At 68.7% G+C, this 18192-nt stretch carries 20 protein-coding genes; 12 read left to right on the forward strand and 8 right to left on the reverse strand.

The features are described 5' to 3' along the window. Positions 1–22: 22 nt before the first annotated feature. The 3 genes from BUB76_RS01710 to dusB are packed head-to-tail and all read right to left on the reverse strand — an operon-like array spanning position 23 to position 3447. Positions 23–1393 carry a response regulator gene (locus tag BUB76_RS01710; protein WP_073125995.1) on the reverse strand — a complete coding sequence of 457 codons (1371 nt, stop codon included), beginning with the start codon at positions 1391–1393 and terminating at the stop codon, positions 23–25. 3 nt (positions 1394–1396) lie between these two features. Then, a complete protein-coding gene (locus BUB76_RS01715; RefSeq protein WP_073125997.1) occupies positions 1397–2476 on the reverse strand; it encodes a two-component system sensor histidine kinase NtrB in 1080 nt (359 codons plus the stop codon). Continuing rightward, positions 2473–3447 (reverse strand): tRNA dihydrouridine synthase DusB, encoded by a 975-nt coding sequence (dusB, locus tag BUB76_RS01720; RefSeq protein WP_073125998.1) that lies wholly within the window; start codon positions 3445–3447, stop codon positions 2473–2475. Before dusB ends, BUB76_RS01715 begins: the two co-directional genes overlap by 4 nt. Before the next feature lie 206 nt (positions 3448–3653). Between dusB and BUB76_RS01725 the strand changes: the two genes are divergently transcribed. From BUB76_RS01725 to BUB76_RS01740, 4 genes are all read left to right on the forward strand, one after another. After that, entirely contained in the window at positions 3654–4826 is a 1173-nt protein-coding gene (locus tag BUB76_RS01725) for a bifunctional 2-C-methyl-D-erythritol 4-phosphate cytidylyltransferase/2-C-methyl-D-erythritol 2,4-cyclodiphosphate synthase (protein WP_073126000.1), read from the forward strand. After that, a complete protein-coding gene (locus BUB76_RS01730) occupies positions 4823–5314 on the forward strand; it encodes a phosphatidylglycerophosphatase A family protein (protein WP_073126002.1) in 492 nt (163 codons plus the stop codon). Before BUB76_RS01725 ends, BUB76_RS01730 begins: the two co-directional genes overlap by 4 nt. After that, a complete protein-coding gene (locus BUB76_RS01735) occupies positions 5311–5787 on the forward strand; it encodes a CinA family protein (RefSeq protein ID WP_073126004.1) in 477 nt (158 codons plus the stop codon). Before BUB76_RS01730 ends, BUB76_RS01735 begins: the two co-directional genes overlap by 4 nt. A gap of 156 nt (positions 5788–5943) precedes the next feature. Continuing rightward, the gene (locus BUB76_RS01740; RefSeq protein WP_073126006.1) at positions 5944–7122 is read left to right on the forward strand and encodes an ammonium transporter; all 1179 of its coding nucleotides are present in this window, start codon (positions 5944–5946) and stop codon (positions 7120–7122) included. An 80-nt stretch (positions 7123–7202) separates the two neighbouring features. On the opposite strand, the gene BUB76_RS01745 is transcribed toward BUB76_RS01740, so the two are convergent. The 3 genes from BUB76_RS01745 to BUB76_RS01755 all read right to left on the reverse strand — a co-directional run bounded on the left by BUB76_RS01745 (position 7203) and on the right by BUB76_RS01755 (position 8873). Continuing rightward, positions 7203–7628 carry a hypothetical protein gene (locus BUB76_RS01745; RefSeq protein WP_073126007.1) on the reverse strand — a complete coding sequence of 142 codons (426 nt, stop codon included), beginning with the start codon at positions 7626–7628 and terminating at the stop codon, positions 7203–7205. A 115-nt stretch (positions 7629–7743) separates the two neighbouring features. Further along, positions 7744–8280: a hypothetical protein gene (locus BUB76_RS01750; RefSeq protein ID WP_139250748.1), complete on the reverse strand. Its 537-nt coding sequence runs from the start codon at positions 8278–8280 to the stop codon at positions 7744–7746. A 149-nt stretch (positions 8281–8429) separates the two neighbouring features. Further along, positions 8430–8873, reverse strand: a complete 444-nt coding sequence (locus BUB76_RS01755; RefSeq protein WP_073126010.1) for a type II toxin-antitoxin system RatA family toxin — start codon at positions 8871–8873, stop codon at positions 8430–8432. 64 nt (positions 8874–8937) lie between these two features. Between BUB76_RS01755 and hpt the strand changes: the two genes are divergently transcribed. From hpt to BUB76_RS17845, 4 genes are all read left to right on the forward strand, one after another. After that, entirely contained in the window at positions 8938–9474 is a 537-nt protein-coding gene (hpt, locus tag BUB76_RS01760) for a hypoxanthine phosphoribosyltransferase (RefSeq protein ID WP_073126013.1), read from the forward strand. A gap of 62 nt (positions 9475–9536) precedes the next feature. After that, on the forward strand, positions 9537–10001 hold the full coding sequence (locus BUB76_RS01765; RefSeq protein WP_073126015.1) for a c-type cytochrome: 465 nt from the start codon (positions 9537–9539) through the stop codon (positions 9999–10001). A 10-nt stretch (positions 10002–10011) separates the two neighbouring features. Next, the gene (locus BUB76_RS01770; protein ID WP_073126017.1) at positions 10012–10908 is read left to right on the forward strand and encodes a cytochrome c; all 897 of its coding nucleotides are present in this window, start codon (positions 10012–10014) and stop codon (positions 10906–10908) included. After that, positions 10905–11081, forward strand: coding sequence for a hypothetical protein (locus BUB76_RS17845; protein WP_175550251.1), 177 nt, complete (start codon positions 10905–10907; stop codon positions 11079–11081). The genes BUB76_RS01770 and BUB76_RS17845 overlap by 4 nt, the downstream gene beginning before the upstream one ends. Before the next feature lie 17 nt (positions 11082–11098). Here the strand turns inward: BUB76_RS17845 and BUB76_RS01775 are convergent, their stop codons facing one another. Continuing rightward, a complete protein-coding gene (locus BUB76_RS01775) occupies positions 11099–11626 on the reverse strand; it encodes a component of SufBCD complex (RefSeq protein ID WP_073126019.1) in 528 nt (175 codons plus the stop codon). Between the two features lie 118 nt (positions 11627–11744). Between BUB76_RS01775 and hemB the strand changes: the two genes are divergently transcribed. From hemB to trpE, 4 genes are all read left to right on the forward strand, one after another. Next, positions 11745–12737, forward strand: coding sequence for a porphobilinogen synthase (gene hemB, locus BUB76_RS01780; protein WP_236737832.1), 993 nt, complete (start codon positions 11745–11747; stop codon positions 12735–12737). Between the two features lie 133 nt (positions 12738–12870). Continuing rightward, positions 12871–13428, forward strand: coding sequence for a lipid-binding SYLF domain-containing protein (locus tag BUB76_RS01785; RefSeq protein WP_073126023.1), 558 nt, complete (start codon positions 12871–12873; stop codon positions 13426–13428). Between the two features lie 87 nt (positions 13429–13515). Continuing rightward, on the forward strand, positions 13516–15381 hold the full coding sequence (locus BUB76_RS01790; protein WP_073126025.1) for a peptidyl-prolyl cis-trans isomerase: 1866 nt from the start codon (positions 13516–13518) through the stop codon (positions 15379–15381). Next, positions 15381–16892 (forward strand): anthranilate synthase component I, encoded by a 1512-nt coding sequence (gene trpE / locus BUB76_RS01795; protein ID WP_073126027.1) that lies wholly within the window; start codon positions 15381–15383, stop codon positions 16890–16892. Before BUB76_RS01790 ends, trpE begins: the two co-directional genes overlap by 1 nt. Here trpE and BUB76_RS01800 read toward each other — a convergent pair. Then, the gene (locus tag BUB76_RS01800; protein ID WP_073126029.1) at positions 16889–18172 is read right to left on the reverse strand and encodes a PQQ-dependent sugar dehydrogenase; all 1284 of its coding nucleotides are present in this window, start codon (positions 18170–18172) and stop codon (positions 16889–16891) included. The two genes, trpE and BUB76_RS01800, sit on opposite strands and share 4 nt — an antisense overlap. Between the last annotated feature and the right edge of the window lie 20 nt (positions 18173–18192).

Raw genomic sequence — 18192 nt, forward strand, 5'->3', positions numbered from 1 at the left:
GTGCCACGCTTCTGTTGCGGTTTTACATCAACTTACGGCGGCGTGTCACGCGGATATCGAGGTCCGTGATCTTTTTCCGCAGCGTATTTCGATTGATGCCAAGCAGATCGGCACATTTCGCCTGGTTTCCGCCGGTCGCGTCGAGGGCGATCTCGATCAGGGGCGTCTCAATTTCCCGAAGAATGCGTTGATACAGCCCCGGGGGCGGCAGGACGCCGCCGTGCAAGTCGAAATAACGCCGCAGGTGTTGCGCCACCGCCCCTTGCAGCTTGTCGGTGCCGCCATTCGACGACATCGGCTCCATCGCCGGCTGGTTGCCCAAAACTGTCTCGGTCTCGTCCCGGCCGATCCGGTCATCGGCGCCGGTCAGGACCAGCCGCCGGATCGTGTTTTCCAGTTGCCGCACGTTGCCCGGCCAGGAATAGCGACGGATCAGCCCCAGGGCGTCGTCGGACAGAACGCGCGCGGGAAGCCCTTCGCGCTCGGCGCGCGCCAGGAAGTGTTCGGCCAGCAGGGGGATGTCCTCGACCCGGTCGCGCAGGGCCGGCACAGTGATCTGCACGCCCGACAGGCGGTAGAACAGGTCGGCGCGGAAAACCCCGTCGTCGATCCGCTCGGACAGGTCGCTCTGGCTGGTGGCCATGATCCTGGGCGCGCCATCGCCAAGCGCATCCAGCATCCGGACCACCCGCGCCTGCGCCTCGGGCCCAAGGTCGCCCACCTCGTCGAGCAACACCGTCCCCGCGCGGGCCCGGCCGATGACGGCGGCGGCCAGGTCGGGGTTCGACAGGTCCGATGTGCTGGCCACGACGAAGGGCTGGCTGCGCCGGTCGGAAAAGTCGTGGATGGCGCGGGCGATCAGCGATTTGCCGGTGCCCGACTCGCCCGTGATCATCACGGCGAGGTCGGTGTTCATCACCCGCGCGACCAGGCGATAGAGCGACTGCATCGCCGGCGTGCGCCCCACGAGCGGCAGGTCGGTGTCGCCGGCTGTGAAGTCCCGCGGCTCGGACGGTTGCGCGGGCTTGCGCGGCGCGTCCAGGGCCCGGGCCGCCCGTTTCATCAGGTCCGGCAGGTCGAACGGCTTGGGCAGGTAGTCATAGGCCTCGGCCTCGGCCGCCTGGATCGCCGTCATGATGGTGTTCTGCGCCGAGATCACGATGACCGGCAGGCCCGGCCGCTTGGCGCCGATGGTCGGCAGCGCCTCGAGCCCGTTGCCGTCGGGCATGACCACGTCCGAGATCACAAGGTCGCCCTTCCCCTCATCCACCCAACGCATCAGCGTCACCATGGACGACGTGGCGTGCACCTTGCAGCCCGCGCGGGTCAGCGCCTGGGTCAGCACCGTGCGGATGGTGCGGTCGTCATCTGCGACAAGGACTGTACCGTCCATGGGTTACTCCTTCTGCGATTGCGGTGGGGCCAGCGGCAGCGAAATTCGAAACGCCGTGCGGCCCGGATGCGACTCGACGGTGATGAGCCCGTCGTGTTCGCTGATGATCTTGCTGACCAGCGCCAGCCCCAGCCCGGTGCCGTTCTCTCGCCCCGACACGAACGGGTCGAACACGGCATCGGCCAGCTCGGGCGGCAGGCCCTTGCCGTCGTCGATCACCTCGACCTGCAGCGGCAGGGCCGCCGCCGACCCATCGGACCGTCGGACCCGCAGCGCGTGGTCGTAGAAGGTCTTGATCGTGATCGTGCCGCCGTCCGGCTCGGCGGCCTGTGCGGCGTTGCGGATCAGGTTCAGGAACACCTGCTGGATCTGGTCGGCGTCGACGAAGGTGGCTGGCAGCGACGGGTCGTAGTTCTGCACCAGCCGCATATGGGCGGCAAAGCTCACCCCGGCGGTGCGCAATGCCCGGTCGGTGATGTCATGGATGTTGACTTCCGAGCGTTGGGGCGGGCGCAGGTTGCCGAATTCCTCGAACTGGTTGACCAGCGCGACGATGCGGCGGCTTTCGGCCACGATCAGGTCCGTCAGTTGCAGGTCCCCGTTGGTCAGGTTCATCGACAGGAGCTGCGCGGCCCCGGTGATGCCGGCGAGCGGGTTCTTGATCTCGTGGGCCAGCATCTCGGCCATGCCGATGGCCGACCGGGCCGAGGATTTCACCGACCCGGTATTCGAAAGCCGCCCCGCCATCTGGCGCGGTGTCATCATCACCAAAAGACCGCCATCCACGCCCTGAAGCGGTGCAATCTGGAGGTTGCAATTCTCCGGTGGGCGATTTCCGCCGCTCACGTCCACGTTGTTGATATAAAGCGCGGCCCGGTTGCTGCGGACCCGCTCGAACGCCTCGTCCAGCGGGCTGTCGACGCTGATCCGGTCGAACAGGGGCTGCCCGCGCAGCGACCGGGCCGAGGCCATCAGGAAATCCTCGGCCTCGGAATTGGCCTCGGCGATCATGTCGTCCTGGTCGACCAGCAGCACCGGCACCGGGATCGACGCCCAGAGAACGGCGCTCAGGTCCGCGCTCATGCCGCCACCTGCGCCGGGGCGAACGCGTCGGGCAGAAGACGCTGCGCCGCCTCGGGCGATTTCGCGGTCAGGACCAGGCGGCGCAGGCCCGGATCGGTGCCCGCGTGATCCATGTACCACCCCAGGTGCTTGCGCACGACACGCGCGCCCAGTTCGCGACCGTAGAAGCGGCACGAGGCGTCCACGTGGTCTGCAACGAGGTCCGCCAGCGCGGCCCCCGTGGGCACGCGCGGTGCGGGCGTGTCGAACAGGGCCGACGCGATCTGTGCCAGCCGCCAGGGCCGTCCCTGCGCACCGCGCCCCACCATCACGCCATCGGCGCCGGATTGGGCAAGGGCCGCGCGGGCATCTGCCGCGGTAGTGATGTCGCCATTGGCGATGACAGGAATGGACACGGCCTCCTTCACGGCGCGGATCGCCGACCAGTCGGCCCGCCCCTTGTAGAACTGGCAGCGGGTGCGCCCGTGGATCGTGATCATGGCGATGCCCGCCGCCTCGGCCCGCCGCGCGAGCGTGGGGGCGTTGCGCATGGCGTCGTCCCAGCCCAGCCGCGTCTTCAGGGTCACGGGCACGCTGACCGCGCCCACGACAGCCTCGATCAGCCCCAGGGCGTGATCGAGGTCGCGCATGAGCGCCGAGCCGGAATAGCCGTTCACCACCTTCTTGGCCGGGCAGCCCATGTTGATGTCGATCAGCCGGGCGCCCGCGCCCTCGATCCGGCGCGCCGCCTCGGCCATGGGCGCGGCCTCGCGCCCGGCGATCTGCACGGCCCCCATGCCCTCGCCCTGCCCCGGAACCGCCTTGGCCAGCGCGTCGCGGCCATCTGTCGTCATCTCGCCGCTGGCCACCATTTCCGAGGTCACCAGACCAGCCCCGAAACCGGCAACGATCCGCCGGAACGGCAGGTCGGTGATTCCGGCCATGGGCGCCAGAAGAACGGGTGGTGCTATGCCGAGCGGCAAGGGAGTCATGGAGCGGCCAATTTCTGCGTAAAACATAAGCAACTGCCAAAACATCTATCCAGAGGTCGGCACAACTGCAATTTCACGACCCCGTGGGTGCGGCATCAAACACGCCTTGCTCAAAATTTGGGCGCCCCCATGGCGAAACTCCCTTGGGATTGCCAGCCACGGGACCGCTGCCTAAGACTGCCCGCCGAAAAGGTTAAGGGAATGGCATGAACGCACAGGCATCCGTCGCGGTGGTCGTGGTCGCGGCGGGCCGAGGCGTTCGGGCCGGTCCGGGTGCGCCCAAGCAGTGGCGCCCGCTCGCCGGACGCGCCGTGCTGGCCCACACGCTGGACGCCTTCGCGGGCCACCCGCGCTGCGACCGGATCGTGCTGGTGCTCCACCCCGACGACATGGCCATGGCCGCAGGTTATACCGCGCGCGAGGATTGCCGCATGGACGCCGTCGCGGGCGGACCCGACCGGGCGGCATCGGTTCTGAACGGGCTCGAGGCGCTGGCCGAGGTCGCGCCCGATTTCGTGCTGATCCACGACGCCGCGCGCCCGCTCGTCTCGCCCGGATTGATCGACGGCGTTCTCGCTGCACTGGAGAAGGGTCCGGCGGCCGCCCCTGCCCTTGCCGTCACCGACGCGCTCTGGACAGGACGGGACGGGCGGGTGACCGGCACCCGCGACCGCGACGGGCTTTTCCGGGCGCAGACCCCGCAGGGCTTCCATTTCGACGCGATCCTCGCCGCCCATCGCGCCCATCCCGGGGGTGCTGCCGATGACGTGGCCGTGGCGCGGGCCGCCGGGCTGGACGTGACCATCGTGCCGGGCGACCCGGACAACCTGAAAATCACCGGCCCGGCCGATTTCGCCCGCGCCGAAAGACTGTTAAGGGGACGCATGGGCGATCCGATCACCGATATCCGGCTGGGCAACGGCTATGACGTTCATGCCTTCACCGAGGGCGACCACGTCACGCTGTGTGGCGTCTCGGTCCCGCATGACCGCGCGCTGCTGGGTCATTCCGACGCCGATGTGGGGCTGCACGCCATCACCGACGCCATCTACGGCGCGCTGGCCGATGGCGATATCGGGCAACATTTCCCGCCCTCCGATTCCCGCTGGAAAGGCGCTGAAAGTGACATCTTCCTCGTCCACGCGCGCGACCGCGCCACGGCGCGGGGTTTCGCCATCGGCAATGTCGACGTGACGCTGGTGTGCGAACGGCCGAAGGTCGGCCCCCACGCGCCCCAGATGGCTGCCCGCGTGGCCGAGCTGCTGGGCATTTCGCCGGACCGCGTGTCGGTGAAGGCCACGACCTCGGAGCGCCTCGGTTTCACCGGACGCGAGGAAGGCATCGCCGCCATCGCCACAGCGACGCTGGTGGCGCGATGAACCGGCTGGTCGCGACGTTCTTCTACGTGGGCCTTCTGCGCCCCGCCCCGGGCACCTGGGGCTCGCTCGCCGCGCTGCCCGTGGGCTGGGCGCTGCACCTGGCGGGCGGTACCGTGGCCCTGGCCCTCGGCATCGCCGCCGCCTTCTTCGGGGGCTGGGCGGCGACGCGCGCGCGCACGGCGGGCAGCGCCGACAAGGACCCTTCGGAAATCGTCATCGACGAGGTCGCGGGCCAGTGGATCGCGATCCTGCCGCTCAGCCTCGGGGCCATGCGCACCGGCGCCGATATCCTCGCGCTCTGGCCGGGCTGGGTGGCGGCGTTCCTGCTGTTCCGGCTGTTCGACATCTGGAAGCCCGGGCCGGTGGGATGGGCCGACCGTCGCGGCGACCCCTTGGGCGTGATGCTGGACGACGTGATCGCCGGGATCTTCGCTGCACTCGGGGTCGTGGTGCTGGCCGCCATCGCCCACGGCGTGATGCTGGCATGAGCCTCGCCGCGCAGATCCTTGATCTCGCGCGACAAAAGGGCGTGACGGTCGCCACGGCCGAAAGCTGCACAGGCGGCATGATCGCGGCGGCGCTGACCGATCCGCCCGGCGCGTCCGAGATGTTCGACCGCGGCTTCGTCACCTATTCCAACGCCGCCAAGATCGCCATGCTGGGGGTCCTGGCGGAAACGCTCGAGGCCCATGGCGCGGTGAGCGAACCGGTCGCGCACGAGATGGCCGAGGGCGCGCGGCACGCCTCCGACGCCTACCTGGCGGTCAGCGTGACGGGCGTGGCCGGCCCCGGCGGGACCGAGGTCAAGCCCGAGGGCATGGTCTGTTTCGGGATCGCAGGTCCCGCAGGCACCCGCACGGAAACGGTGCGGTTCGGGCCGCTGGGCCGGGACGGTGTGCGCGCGGCCACCCGCGACCACGCGCTGACCCTGCTGCTTGGAGCGCTGAGCGGCCCGGCCTGACGTTCGCGCACCGCCCGTTTCGCGGGCGAAACCCGTTATCACCGCCTAAATTAATCGCACTTCGCAAACCGCCCAGTCCTTGGGCGCCGCCCTGCTTCCTTTCGCGGCAATCGCACGCTTCATGCACCGCGATTGTGTAACGAGGGAGGAAAAGCCATGGTCGGAGCGGATACCGCCTGGATCATCGTCGCCACCGCGCTGGTGCTGTTCATGACACTGCCGGGGCTGGCGCTGTTTTACGGGGGGCTCGTGCGGGCCCGAAACGTGCTGAGCGTCTTCATGCAATGCTATGCCATCGCCTGCCTGATGAGCATCCTGTGGCTGGTCGCCGGGTATTCCATCGCCTTCGGCGACGGCAACGCGATCTGGGGTGGCCTGGGCAAGATGTTCCTGGCGGGCGTTACGGCGGACAGCCTGTCGGGCACCCTGCCCGAGGTCCTGTTCTTCGCCTTCCAGATGACCTTCGCCATCATCACGCCCGCCCTGATCGTCGGCTGCTTCGTCGAGCGCATCAGCTTCGGCTTCGTTCTGCTGTTCTCGTCGCTGTGGATGCTGCTGGTCTATGCGCCGGTGGTGCACTGGATCTGGGGCGGCGGGATGCTGTCGGATGGCGGCATCCTCGGCGAGACCGGCGTGAAGGATTTCGCGGGTGGCGTGGTCGTGCACGAGACCGCCGGGCTGGCCGCGCTGGTCATCGCGATGATGCTAGGCGCCCGGCGCGACCGATCCAAGCCGCCGCACAACCCGGGCATGGTCATGATCGGCGCGGCGATGCTGTGGGTCGGCTGGTTCGGCTTCAACGGCGGATCACAGCTGGCCGCCGATGGCGGCGCGGCCATGGCGCTGACCGTCACCCATGTCTCGGCCGCCGCCGCGTCGCTGAGCTGGGCGCTGTGGGAGCGGATCAAGCACGGCAAGGCGTCCCTTGTCGGCATCGTCACCGGCACCATCGCGGGGCTGGCCTCGATCACGCCGGCCAGCGGTTTCGTCGGCCCGGTCGAGGCCCTCATCATCGGCGGCATCGCCGGCGTTCTGTGCCAGGAGGCCGTGAACCTGATCCGCAACCGGATGGGCATCGACGACACGCTCGACGTGTTCGCCGTTCACGGTGTCGGCGGGATTTTCGGCACGATCATGATCGCGGTGTTCGGCGCGGGCACATGGGCCGCGCAACTGGGCGCGCTGGCGATCGTGGGCGTCTTCACGGTGGTGATGACGGTGGTGATCGCGCTGGTCTGCAAGGCCGTCATCGGCATGCGGGTCGATCCCGAGACCGAGACCAACGGCCTCGACCTCGCGGTGCACGGCGAGCGGGCCTACGACATGGCCTCGTGACGGCCCTGAAAGGGACGGCAAGGATAGAACGGGCGTCCGAGGGATCGGGCGCCCGTTTTCCGATTTCCGGACCGGCGCGATCAGGCCTTGATGTCGACGCCGCGGGGCGGGTTCCCAGCCGGATCCGGCTTTGGATAGGCCTTGGCGGGCGGGCTTTCGGCGACCGATCCGGCCAGGGCCAGCGTGATCGCCACCGACTCGCGGCGCACCTGGCCCATGCCCTTGGTGACCGTGCTCGCCGGGGGTCCGGAGGACACCAGCGACGTGTCGCCCGTCGGCAACGGCGCGGCCCGTTCGGGCTTGGCCGCCGGGTCGGCGGAGGCGGTGCCGTCCACAACGCTTGCCTGTCGCGCAAGGCTGGCCGCGTCGGCGGCCTTGCCCTGCGACAGGGCGTCCTTCGCAGGCTCGGCGGCCGAGACGAAGGGCACGGGCTTCGACGCGATGTATTTCATCATCTCGGACCAGCGGTCCGATACAGGGGAATTGGGGGGCACGGAAAAGACCATGACTAACTCCTGCACGGCCCCACCATCTTCATCTTTAACGCGTAAAAATGGCGATTCTGGGGCGATTGCGGGTGAAGGGTGGCGGCGGGCCGGTCGGGGCCCTGCCGCCACGGGATCAGATCGTCATGTCCATCCCGCGCGGTTCGCGGTTCGGGCTCGCGGGATCCGCGTCTGCCGCCGCGCGCGCCGCATTGGCGTTCGACGCGGCCGGGGCCACAGCGGCGTCGGTCTCGGCCTTGGGTTTGTCGGCGATCTCGGTCAGCGGGCTCTTGGCCTCGGCCGCGCTGGCCACGCTCGAGATCAGGGCGTCGGACAGATAGCTCTGGCGCGCCGCCTCGGCCTCACGGCGCAGCTGCGACATGTCGGGGCCGCCTTCGGCTTCGGCCGCGACCTGCGCGCTGACCACGATCTCGCCCGGCGATTGAGCCTTCGGCGCGGTCGTCGCCGGTGCTTCGGACGGGGCCGGTTGGGTGGCGGCCGTCTTCTCGGCGCCTCCTGCCCCGTCGGTCGGGTTCGTGGCGCTCGTATCGGAGCCGGTCTTGTTTTCGGTCGCCGGTTGAGGCTCGGGCTCGGTCTGCGGTGCGGGCGCCGACGCAGCGGGCTGCTCCGGCGGCGGCGAATAGATCGGACGAGACAAGATTGAACTAATCATCACATATTACCCTTAACGCCCCCGCCCGCGCTTAGGGCCGAGGAATGCGGCGAGACGGTGTCAGAACCGCACCGATCCCGTGCACCTGTCCATAAACACAGGGTCTTTCGCCCAAGGGTTGCGGGCGCCGCGCCCGAATCGCGCCGCAATCAGCCGTAGAGCTCGGCCGCCCGCCGCTCGAACGCCCGCACGATTCGCTGCATGGCATCGTTGAAGAACATGTTCGCCGCCGAGCCGAGGATGCGGCTCTTGAACTCGAAATCCACGTCGAACGTGACTTCGCAGCCCTGGTCGAGGTCACGGAAGGTCCAGGTCGAATTCATGTGCTTGAACGGCCCTTCGACATACTCGGTATGGATCTTCATGTCGTCGGGGCGCAGGGTCACGCGGCTGCCGAAGCGTTCGCGGAAGACCTTGAAGCTGATCACGAGGTCCGCCTCCATGACCTCGCCGCCCTCGATCGGCTTGCGCGAGCGTATGCGCGCCGCGGCCGTCCAGGGAAGGAACTTCGGATAGCTCTCAACGTCGGCCACCAGATCGTACATCTGTTGCGCCGTGTAGGGCAGCTTGCGGGTCTCGTGATGGCTGGGCATAAGGTCCTTCGGGCAGTGAGTGCGGTAAATGTCGCCTGAGGCCCGGTGATTTCAAGGGGACTCGATGGCTCAGCCCGACTACGTGATAGACGAGATGATCTCGGCCAAGCAGATCGCCGCGCGGATCGAGGCGCTGGCGGACGAGATCGGCGGCCATTTCGCAGGCACCTCGAAACTTGTGGTCGTGGGGCTTCTGCGCGGCTCGTTCGTGTTCATCGCCGACCTGGTGCGCGAGTTGGACCTGCCCGTGGAGGTCGATTTCCTCGAGGCGTCGTCCTACGGCGACTCAACCGAGTCGAGCCGCGAGGTGCGTATCCTCAAGGACCTGCGCGGCGAGATCGCGGGGCGTGACGTGCTGGTGGTCGAGGATATCGTCGACACCGGCTTTACCCTGCATCACGTGCTGGGCTTGTTGCGCGCCCGCGCGCCCGCGCGACTGGAAACCATCGCCCTTCTGGACAAGCCCGCAAGGCGCGAGGTCGATGTGAAGGCCACCTGGACCGGCTTCGAGATCCCAGACGAGTTCGTCGTGGGCTATGGCATCGACTATGCCCAGCGGAACCGGAACCTGCCCTATATCGGCACGGTGCGGTTCACGTAATCGCGCGTTGGCAGGGTCGCGATCCGTGTTAGCCTGATCCGGTCATTTTGATCGGAGGCAATATGAAACGTTATTTCGGACAGATCGCCGTCGTGGCGGGCATTCTCGTCGCCGTGTCGGCAACGGCGCAGGCCAACCTTGAGGGCCCGGTGAAGGCCCGCAAGCAACACATGCAGCTTTATGGCTTCAACCTGGGCACGCTGGGCGACATGGCGAAGGGCGACCGCGAATACGATGCCGCGCTGGCGCAGGCCGCCGCCGACCGGCTGGTGGCGCTGTCCGCGATGACGCAGGCCGGATATTACCCCGCCGGCACCAGCAGCGACGAGATGGAGGACTCGCGGGCCCTGCCGGTGCTGTTCGAGCAGATGGACGACTACCAGGCGCTGACCAACGAGCTGAACGCGGCGGCCGAGGCGATGGCCGCGGTGGCCGGCGACGGGGTGGAGCAGGTGCAAGCCAACATGCAGGCACTGGGACAGGCCTGCGGCGCCTGCCACGAGGATTATCGCAAACCGCGCGAATGATCCGAAGCCCATGCGCCTGATCCTGTGGACGAGTGCGGCCGCGCTAGGCATCGCCGCGGCGCTTTGGGCGGTGACGGTCCCGGCACCGCTGGCCGATGCCGCCGCCCTGCCCCGGGGCGATGCCGAGGCCGGCGCGCGAGTCTTCGCCGCCGCCGGTTGCGCGTCGTGTCACGTCGCCCCCGACACCGAGGAGGACGGCCCGCCCGTCCTGTCCGGCGGCGAGGCGTTCGAAACCGCCTTCGGCACGTTCTACGCGCCCAACATCTCGCCCGATGCCGCGGCCGGGATCGGCGACTGGACCGATGCGCAGATCGTCAACGCGGTGATGCACGGCGTCTCGCCCGCGGGCGCGCACTACTTCCCCTCGCTGCCCTACACCGCCTATGTGAAGGCCCGGCCGGACGACATGGCGGACATGGTGGCCTATCTGCGCACCCTGCCCGCCTCGGACGTGCCGTCGCAGCCGCACGACCTTGCCTTCCCGTTCAACCAGCGCTGGCTCATGGGGTTCTGGAAGCCGCTGTTCCTGCGCGACTACTGGGTGGTGCCCGACAGCGTGGCCGATGACGACACGCTCCGGCGGGGCCGCTACCTGGTCGAGGCGCTGGGCCATTGCGGCGAATGCCACACGCCGCGCAATGCGCTGGGCGGGCTCAGGGTCGATGCGTGGCTGACGGGGGCGGAGAACCCCTCGGGCGAAGGCCGCATCCCGGGCATCACGCCGGCGCAGCTCGACTGGTCGGCAGGGGATATCCGGGCTTACCTCTCCTCGGGCCTCACCCCGGATTACGACAGCGCGGGCGGGTCCATGGTGGCCGTGATTGACAAGCTCGCGCAACTGCCCGAGGACGACATCGACGCGATCGTCGCCTATCTCAAGGCGCTACCGGAGGCCGGCCAGCCATGAACCTTCACTGGATGCTGCGCGCAAAGCGCTGGGCACAGAACCCGCCCTCGGCGAAGCAGGTGAAATTCGTGCTGGCCATCATCGCCGTCTGTATCGCGCTTTTCGCCTACGAACGGATCATGGGCTGGCCGGACTGGCTGACGCCCGACAATGTCGGGCGGATGCCGCGCTAGCCGGCAGCGCCCGCCGCTCAGCCGCCCAGCGGACCCACGTTCATGTTCTGGTACATGCCCCACATGGCGGTCACGAAAATCGAGATCATGCCGATCACCTGCGTCGCGTGACGGTGGCGGATCAGCCGTTTGCGCAGCGCCTCGCCATGCAGGTCGGCCATGTGGATCAGCCGCGCGGTCGACAGGCTCAGAAGCCCCACAAGCGTCATGGGCACAGCGATCAGGGCGACCGCCTGCGCGAACTCGATCCCATACCAGAACCCCAGCACCAACAGCGTCGAGAGAACGGCGGTGGTCAGCGCCACCAGCCACAGGCCCGACACCTTCGCGATGAACAGAAGCCGGTTCACCCGGATCTGCACCAACGTCTCGAGGTCACGCTCGGACTGGCCGCCATGCTTTGCGGCGCGCGGCACCATGTCGAAAGGGACGCCGATGACGTAATGGCTGGCGGTCGACCAGACGGCGGCCAGCGCGATCCAGAACCACAGATTCGAGAACGACCGCATGTCGATCAGCTCGAAAACGGTTTCGTACCAGTCCAAGTTCGGCCTCGGGCGTTGCTGCGGTCGCGGTTCGGCCAAGCCCTACACTTGAGCCGGGGGGAAATCCATGCAACGCAAGCCATGCCCGGAAAATCGTTGCAAATGGATCCGAAAGCCCATGACGCAGGCCCCCTATCCCGCCGCCCGCTTCCGCCGCCTGCGCCGCACGCCCGCCATGCGCGCGCTGGTGCGCGAGACGACCCTGACCGTCGATGACCTGATCTGGCCGGTCTTCGTGCGCGACGGCACGAACGAGCGCGACGCGGTGCCGTCGATGCCCGGGGTGGAACGGCTGAGCATCGACCTGCTGGTCGAGACGGCGCGCGAGGCCGCCGACCTGGGCATCCCGGCGATCTGCCTGTTTCCCTATACCGACCCGTCGCTGAAGACCGAGCAGTGCGAGGAGGCCTGGAACCCCGACAACCTGTCGAACAGGGCCACCCGCGCGATCCGCGACGCGGGGCTCGACATCTCGATCATGACCGACGTGGCGCTGGACCCCTACAACGCCAACGGCCACGACGGCATCGTGCGCGACGGGATTATCCTGAACGACGAGTCCGTGGACGCGCTGGTCAAGATGGCGCTGGCGCAGGCCGACGCGGGCGCCGATATCCTGGGCCCATCGGACATGATGGACGGCCGCGTGGCCGCCATGCGCGCCGCGCTGGAATCGAACGGCCACAAGGACGTGGCCATCATGTCCTACACTGCCAAATACGCTTCGGCCTTCTACGGACCCTTCCGTGACGCGGTGGGGGCGTCGGGTGCCCTGAAGGGCGACAAGAAGACCTACCAGATGGATTTCGGCAACCGCGACGAGGCCATGCGCCTGGTCGAGCGGGACCTGATGGAAGGCGCCGACATGATCATGGTCAAGCCGGGGATGCCCTATCTCGACATCTGCGCGGCGGTGAAGTCCACCTTCGGCGTGCCGACCTTCGCTTACCAGGTCAGCGGCGAGTACGCGATGCTGATGGGCGCGGCCGAGCGGGGCTGGCTCGACGGCGACCGGGTGATGGTCGAAAGCCTGTCGGCGTTCAAGCGCGCGGGCTGCGACGGAATCCTGACCTATTTCGCCCCGCGCGTGGCCCGCCTGCTGCAAGAGTGACCGTCCGGACGGCAAGGGATTGCCCATCGGGCGGGGTTATGGGTGACAGGGCGCGTTTCCGCCGATAAGCTGCGATGCAGAACGGCCACATAAGGCCGTCATCAGGCAACGGCAGTAACAAGGGACATCCCCCATGACCATCCAAACCCGCCGGGTATTCCTGGCAGGCGGCGCGGCCACGGTCGCGCTGGCCGGCTGCGGCAACGGCATTTCCAGCCCCGGCGCCGCGAATATCGATGCACGCGTGCAATCGACGCTCAATTATCTCTACAACACGTATCCCAGCACCATGGACCTGCGCGACAAGGCTGCGGGCATGCTGGTGATGCCGCTCATCACCAAGGCGGGCCTTGGCGTCGGCGGCAGCTACGGGCGCGGCGCGCTTCTCGTCGACGGCATGACCATCGACTACTACTCGGCCGCGCAGGCCAGCGTCGGTTTCCAGATCGGCGCGCAGCAATACGCCCACGTGCTGTTCTTCATGACCGACGACGCGCTGTTCACGTTCCGCAACTCGGCCGGGTACGAAGCCGGCGCGGATATCGAATACGCGCTGCGCGACCAGGGCGGCAACCTGCAGGCCAGCACCACGACGTCGCTCAGCCCCGTCATCGGCGTGGTCTTCGGGCAGGCCGGCCTGATTGCCGGCGCGTCGCTGAAGGGCACGAAATACACCCGCATCATCCCGTAATCGGGACCGCGTCCGGGCCGCTTCTTGCGACCGGCGCGCGAAGCCATTAAGCCCGCCCGAAAGGTTCATTCGGGCGGAGAGACAAGCATGGCCAAAAGCGGTGGCAACCCGATCACGAGGGGGATCGTCTGGGTCATCCTGCTGTTGCTGATCGTTGGTCTGGCGGGCTTCGGCGCGACCAACTTCGGCGGCTCGACCCGCTCGATCGGCAGCGTCGGCGATACCGAGATCGACATCGACCGCTACGCCCGCGCGGTGCAGCAGGAGCTTCGCAGCTTCGAGGCACAGACCGGGCAGCGCGTGACCTTCCAGCAGGCGCAATCGCTGGGCCTGGATCGCGTGGTGCTGCGCCGGCTCGTGGCGCTGGCCGCGCTCGAGGACGAGGCGGACAGCATCGGCATCTCGGTGGGCGACGCCGAGATCCGCGACGAGGTCCTGCAGACACCGGCCTTCCAGGGCGTGTCGGGCCAATTCGACCGGGAAGCCTATGAATTCGCGCTGGAAAACGCGGGGCTGAGCGTCTCGGAATACGAACAGAGCCTGCGCGACGAGATTTCGCGCACCCTTCTGCAAGGCGCCGTGGTCGCCGGGATCGCGCCGCCCGAGACCTTCGTCGACACGCTTTACGGCTACGCGCGGGAAACCCGCGACCTGACCCTGTTGCGCCTGACCCGTAGCGACCTGGAAGAGCCGATCCCGGCGCCCAGCGACGCCGACCTCCAGGCCTTCTACGACGAGAACCCCGACCGCTTCACCCTGCCCGAGCGCAAGCGCATCACCTATGCCTGGCTCACACCGGAGATGCTGGTGGACGATCTTCCCGTCTCCGAAGACGAGCTGCGCCGCCTCTACGAGGACCGCGCGGCCGAGTTCAACCAGCCCGAGCGGCGGCTGGTCGAACGGCTGGTCTTCTCCGACCTCGACGCCGCGCAGGCCGCTGCCGACGCGATCGAGGCGGGCGAAACCGACTTCGACACGCTGGTCGAGGACCGCGGGCTGAGCCTGGACGATGTCGACCTGGGCGAAGTGGCGCGCGACGACCTGTCCTCCGATGCCGCCGACGCCGTGTTCGGCCTGGGCTCCACCGGGATCGCCGGGCCCGTCGAGACCGGGCTGGGTCCCGCGCTCTTCCGGGTGAACGCGATTCTGCGCGCGCAGGAGACGCCGTTCGAGGACGTGCGCGACGACCTGCGGGCCGAGTTCGCCATCGACGCCGCCCGCCGCGCCGTCGAGGTCGAGCGCGAGCCGATCGAGGACCTGCTGGCCGGTGGCGCCACGCTGGAAGAGATCGGGGACGAGACGCCGTTCCAGACGGCCGAGATCCTGTTCTCGCCCGAAACGCCGTCGGTGACCGGCGCCGATATCGACGCCTACGAGGCCTTCCGCCAGGCCGCGGCCCGGACCGAGCCCGGCGATTTCCCCGAGCTGGTCGAGCTCGAGGATGGCGGCCTGTTCGCCCTGCGCGTGGACGAGATCGTGCCGCCGACCCTGCAACCGCTCGCGGATGTCGAGGTCGAAGTGATCGAGGCCTGGGACGCCGCCGAGCAGCGCGCGCGCCTGACCGACCGGGCCGAGTCCATCGTGGCGGAGGTCGAGGGCGGCGCCGAGCTTTCCGAGCAGCCCGGCACGGCCGTGCAGGAGCTGGGCGTCCTGCGCGATGCCTTCCTCGAGAACACGCCCGACAGCCTGGTGGAAACCGCCTTCAACCTCGAGGAAGGCGGCCTTGCCGTCGTGCCCACCGACACGGGCGCCATCGTGCTGCGGGTGGACGCGGTGAACCCCGCAGACCCCGACGCGCCCGAGGCGACCGAGATCAAGGACAGCCTGCGCCAGTCGGCCGGACAGGGCGTCGCGCAGGACGTGACCGAGGCGTTCACCGGTGCGCTGGAGCGTCAGAAGGGCATCCAGCTGAACCAGCAGGCGGTCACCGCCGTGAACCAGCAGTTCAACTGATGAAGCTGACGCCCGATTTCGACGCCTTCGCCGCCGGCTACGAGGCGGGCGAAAGCCAGGTGGTCTATGCCCGCATCGCCGCCGACCTGGACACGCCCGTTTCGCTGATGCTGAAGCTGGGCCAGGCGGGGCGCGACAGCTTCATGCTGGAATCGGTCACCGGCGGCGAGGTGCGCGGGCGCTATTCCATCATCGGGCTGAAGCCCGACCTTCTATGGGAATGCCGGGGCACCGACAGCCGCGTCAACCGGCAGGCCCGGTTCGACGGCGACGCTTGGGAGGACATGGCGGGCGATCCGCTGGAGACCCTGCGCGAGGTCATCTCCGAATCCCGCATCGACCTGCCCGCCGACCTGCCTGCCGCCAGCGCGGGCCTGTTCGGCTACCTGGGCTACGACATGATCCGGCTGGTGGAACGCCTGCCCAACGTGAACCCCGACCCCATCGGCGTGCCCGACGCGCTGATGATGCGGCCGTCGGTCGTGGCCGTTCTGGACGGCGTGAAAGGCGAGGTGACGGTCGTGGCCCCCGCCTGGGCCGGACAGGGCCTGTCGGCCCGCGCGGCCTATGCCCAGGCGGCGGAGCGGGTGATGGACGCGCTGCGCGACCTTGACCGCCCCACCCCCGCCGACGCGCGCGACCTGGGCGACTCGGCCCCCGTGGGCGAGCCGGTGTCGAATTTCAGCCACGCCGAATACCTGTCGGCGGTCGAGCGGGCCAAGGAATACATCGCCGCCGGCGACATCTTCCAGGTGGTGCCGTCCCAGCGCTGGACGCAGGAGTTCGACCTGCCGCCCTTCGCACTCTACCGTTCGCTCCGCCGCACCAACCCGTCGCCTTTCATGTTCTTCTTCAATTTCGGCGGTTTCCAGGTCGTCGGCGCCTCGCCCGAGATCCTCGTGCGGGTCATGGACGGGCAGGTCACGATCCGCCCCATCGCGGGCACGCGCCCGCGCGGTGCCACGCCCGAAGAGGACCTGGCGCTGGAGAAGGACCTGCTCTCGGACGAGAAGGAGCTGGCCGAGCACCTGATGCTGCTGGACCTGGGCCGCAACGACACGGGCCGGGTCAGCAAGATCGGCACCGTGCGCCCGACCGAGGAATTCATCATCGAGCGTTATTCCCACGTGATGCATATCGTGTCGAACGTGGTGGGCGAACTCAGCGACGATCACGACGCGCTGTCGGCGCTGCTGGCGGGCCTTCCCGCCGGGACGGTCTCGGGCGCGCCCAAGGTGCGCGCGATGGAGATCATCGACGAGCTGGAGCCCGAAAAGCGCGGCATCTACGGCGGCGGCCTGGGCTATTTCAGCGCACGGGGCGACATGGATATGTGCATCGCGCTCCGCACCGCGGTGGTGAAGGACGCGAAGCTCTACATCCAGGCGGGCGGCGGTGTCGTCTACGACAGCGACCCCGAGGCCGAGTTCCAGGAGACGGTGAACAAGTCCCGCGCCCTGCGTCGGGCGGCCGAGGATGCGTCGCGCTTCGCCGGGCGGGGCAACAGCTAGTCGCGGCTGACCCGCCAGATGGTGTTGCCCACGTCGTCGGCCACCAGCAACGCGCCATCCGCCGCGATCTCGACGCCCACTGGCCGCCCCAACGCGTTCTCGTCACCGTCGAGGAACCCGGTCAGAACGTCGCGCGGCTGGCCCACGGGGTTACCGTCGGTGAAGGGCACGAACACCACCGAGTAGCCGGAGGCCGGCACCCGGTTCCACGATCCGTGCAGCCCCACATAGGCGCCCGGTCCCTGCCCCAGCCGCGCGCCATCGGCGAAGGTCAGGCCCAGTGGCGCCACATGCGCGCCTAGCGCGTAGGCCGGCCGTTCGACCTCCGCGGGCGCCCCGGGCGCATCGACCCGCGGATCGCGCCGGTCGCCGTAATAGATCCAGGGCCAGCCGAAATGGTCGCCCGGTCGCACCTGCGCCAGGTAATCGGGCACCAGGTTGTCGCCCAGCTCGTCCCGCTCGTTCACCACGGTCCAGAGCGCGCCGGTCGCGGGCTCGATATCCATGCCCACCGGGTTACGCAGCCCGCGTGCGAAGACCACCGCGCGGCCGGTGTCGGGGTCGACCCGCCAGATCGCGGCGCGGTCCCATTCGGCCGCGAGCCCGTTCTCGCCGTGGTCGGAGTTCGACCCGACCGAGACGTAAAGCTGCCCCCCGTGCGCCAGCAGCCCCTTGGTCCAGTGACGGTTCGGGGCGCCCGCAGGTAGCTGCACCACGACGTCCGGCGTGGCGTCCACCCGTGTCTGGCCCACGCGGAACGGCACGCGGACCAGCGCGTCGGTGTTGGCGACGTACAGGTGCCCCTCCAACAGCGCCATGCCGAAGGGCGATGTCAGGTCCTCCAGCAGGACCGTGCGCCCCTCGGCCACGCCGTCACCGTCGGCGTCGCGCAGAAGGCTGATCCGGTCCGCCGTGGGGGCCTCTGCCCCGGCGATGCCCATGACGACCCGCTCGGCCACCCCGCGCAGCGATGTGGGCGTCGCGGGCTGCTTGTTCGCCTCGGCCACCAAGACGTCACCGTTCGGCAGGACATGCATCCAGCGCGGGTGGTCGAGCCCGGTGTGGAAGGCGTTCACCGTCAGGCCCGCCGCGGCAACCGGGGTCTCGCCCGCGGGCCACCCCCGGGCGGGTGCGATGTTGACGGTCGGCAAAAGGCCCTGCCGCGGCGCGGGCAATTGCGGGTCCGGTCCCGTGACCGTGGACATCGGCGCGGGTGGGGGCGCACCGCAGCCCGCGAGGGCCAGCAAAAGGCCGGCGGCAAGAAAACGGGGCGCTGGCATCGGCAGACCTCCTCCGCGGT

It is taken from the genome of Palleronia salina (assembly GCF_900141995.1).
Taxonomy (GTDB): Bacteria; Pseudomonadota; Alphaproteobacteria; order Rhodobacterales; family Rhodobacteraceae; genus Palleronia; species Palleronia salina.

Bases quoted from the DNA above. Each gene is read 5' to 3' on its own strand.
- BUB76_RS01710 (WP_073125995.1), bottom strand. From the start codon at position 1,393: ATGGACGGTACAGTCCTTGTCGCAGATGACGACCGCACCATCCGCACG.
- BUB76_RS01715 (WP_073125997.1), bottom strand. From the start codon at position 2,476: ATGAGCGCGGACCTGAGCGCCGTTCTCTGGGCGTCGATCCCGGTGCCG.
- dusB (WP_073125998.1), bottom strand. From the start codon at position 3,447: ATGACTCCCTTGCCGCTCGGCATAGCACCACCCGTTCTTCTGGCGCCC.
- BUB76_RS01725 (WP_073126000.1), top strand. From the start codon at position 3,654: ATGAACGCACAGGCATCCGTCGCGGTGGTCGTGGTCGCGGCGGGCCGA.
- BUB76_RS01730 (WP_073126002.1), top strand. From the start codon at position 4,823: ATGAACCGGCTGGTCGCGACGTTCTTCTACGTGGGCCTTCTGCGCCCC.
- BUB76_RS01735 (WP_073126004.1), top strand. From the start codon at position 5,311: ATGAGCCTCGCCGCGCAGATCCTTGATCTCGCGCGACAAAAGGGCGTG.
- BUB76_RS01740 (WP_073126006.1), top strand. From the start codon at position 5,944: ATGGTCGGAGCGGATACCGCCTGGATCATCGTCGCCACCGCGCTGGTG.
- BUB76_RS01745 (WP_073126007.1), bottom strand. From the start codon at position 7,628: ATGGTCTTTTCCGTGCCCCCCAATTCCCCTGTATCGGACCGCTGGTCC.
- BUB76_RS01750 (WP_139250748.1), bottom strand. From the start codon at position 8,280: ATGATTAGTTCAATCTTGTCTCGTCCGATCTATTCGCCGCCGCCGGAG.
- BUB76_RS01755 (WP_073126010.1), bottom strand. From the start codon at position 8,873: ATGCCCAGCCATCACGAGACCCGCAAGCTGCCCTACACGGCGCAACAG.
- hpt (WP_073126013.1), top strand. From the start codon at position 8,938: ATGGCTCAGCCCGACTACGTGATAGACGAGATGATCTCGGCCAAGCAG.
- BUB76_RS01765 (WP_073126015.1), top strand. From the start codon at position 9,537: ATGAAACGTTATTTCGGACAGATCGCCGTCGTGGCGGGCATTCTCGTC.
- BUB76_RS01770 (WP_073126017.1), top strand. From the start codon at position 10,012: ATGCGCCTGATCCTGTGGACGAGTGCGGCCGCGCTAGGCATCGCCGCG.
- BUB76_RS17845 (WP_175550251.1), top strand. From the start codon at position 10,905: ATGAACCTTCACTGGATGCTGCGCGCAAAGCGCTGGGCACAGAACCCG.
- hemB (WP_236737832.1), top strand. From the start codon at position 11,745: ATGACGCAGGCCCCCTATCCCGCCGCCCGCTTCCGCCGCCTGCGCCGC.
- BUB76_RS01785 (WP_073126023.1), top strand. From the start codon at position 12,871: ATGACCATCCAAACCCGCCGGGTATTCCTGGCAGGCGGCGCGGCCACG.
- BUB76_RS01790 (WP_073126025.1), top strand. From the start codon at position 13,516: ATGGCCAAAAGCGGTGGCAACCCGATCACGAGGGGGATCGTCTGGGTC.
- trpE (WP_073126027.1), top strand. From the start codon at position 15,381: ATGAAGCTGACGCCCGATTTCGACGCCTTCGCCGCCGGCTACGAGGCG.
- BUB76_RS01800 (WP_073126029.1), bottom strand. From the start codon at position 18,172: ATGCCAGCGCCCCGTTTTCTTGCCGCCGGCCTTTTGCTGGCCCTCGCG.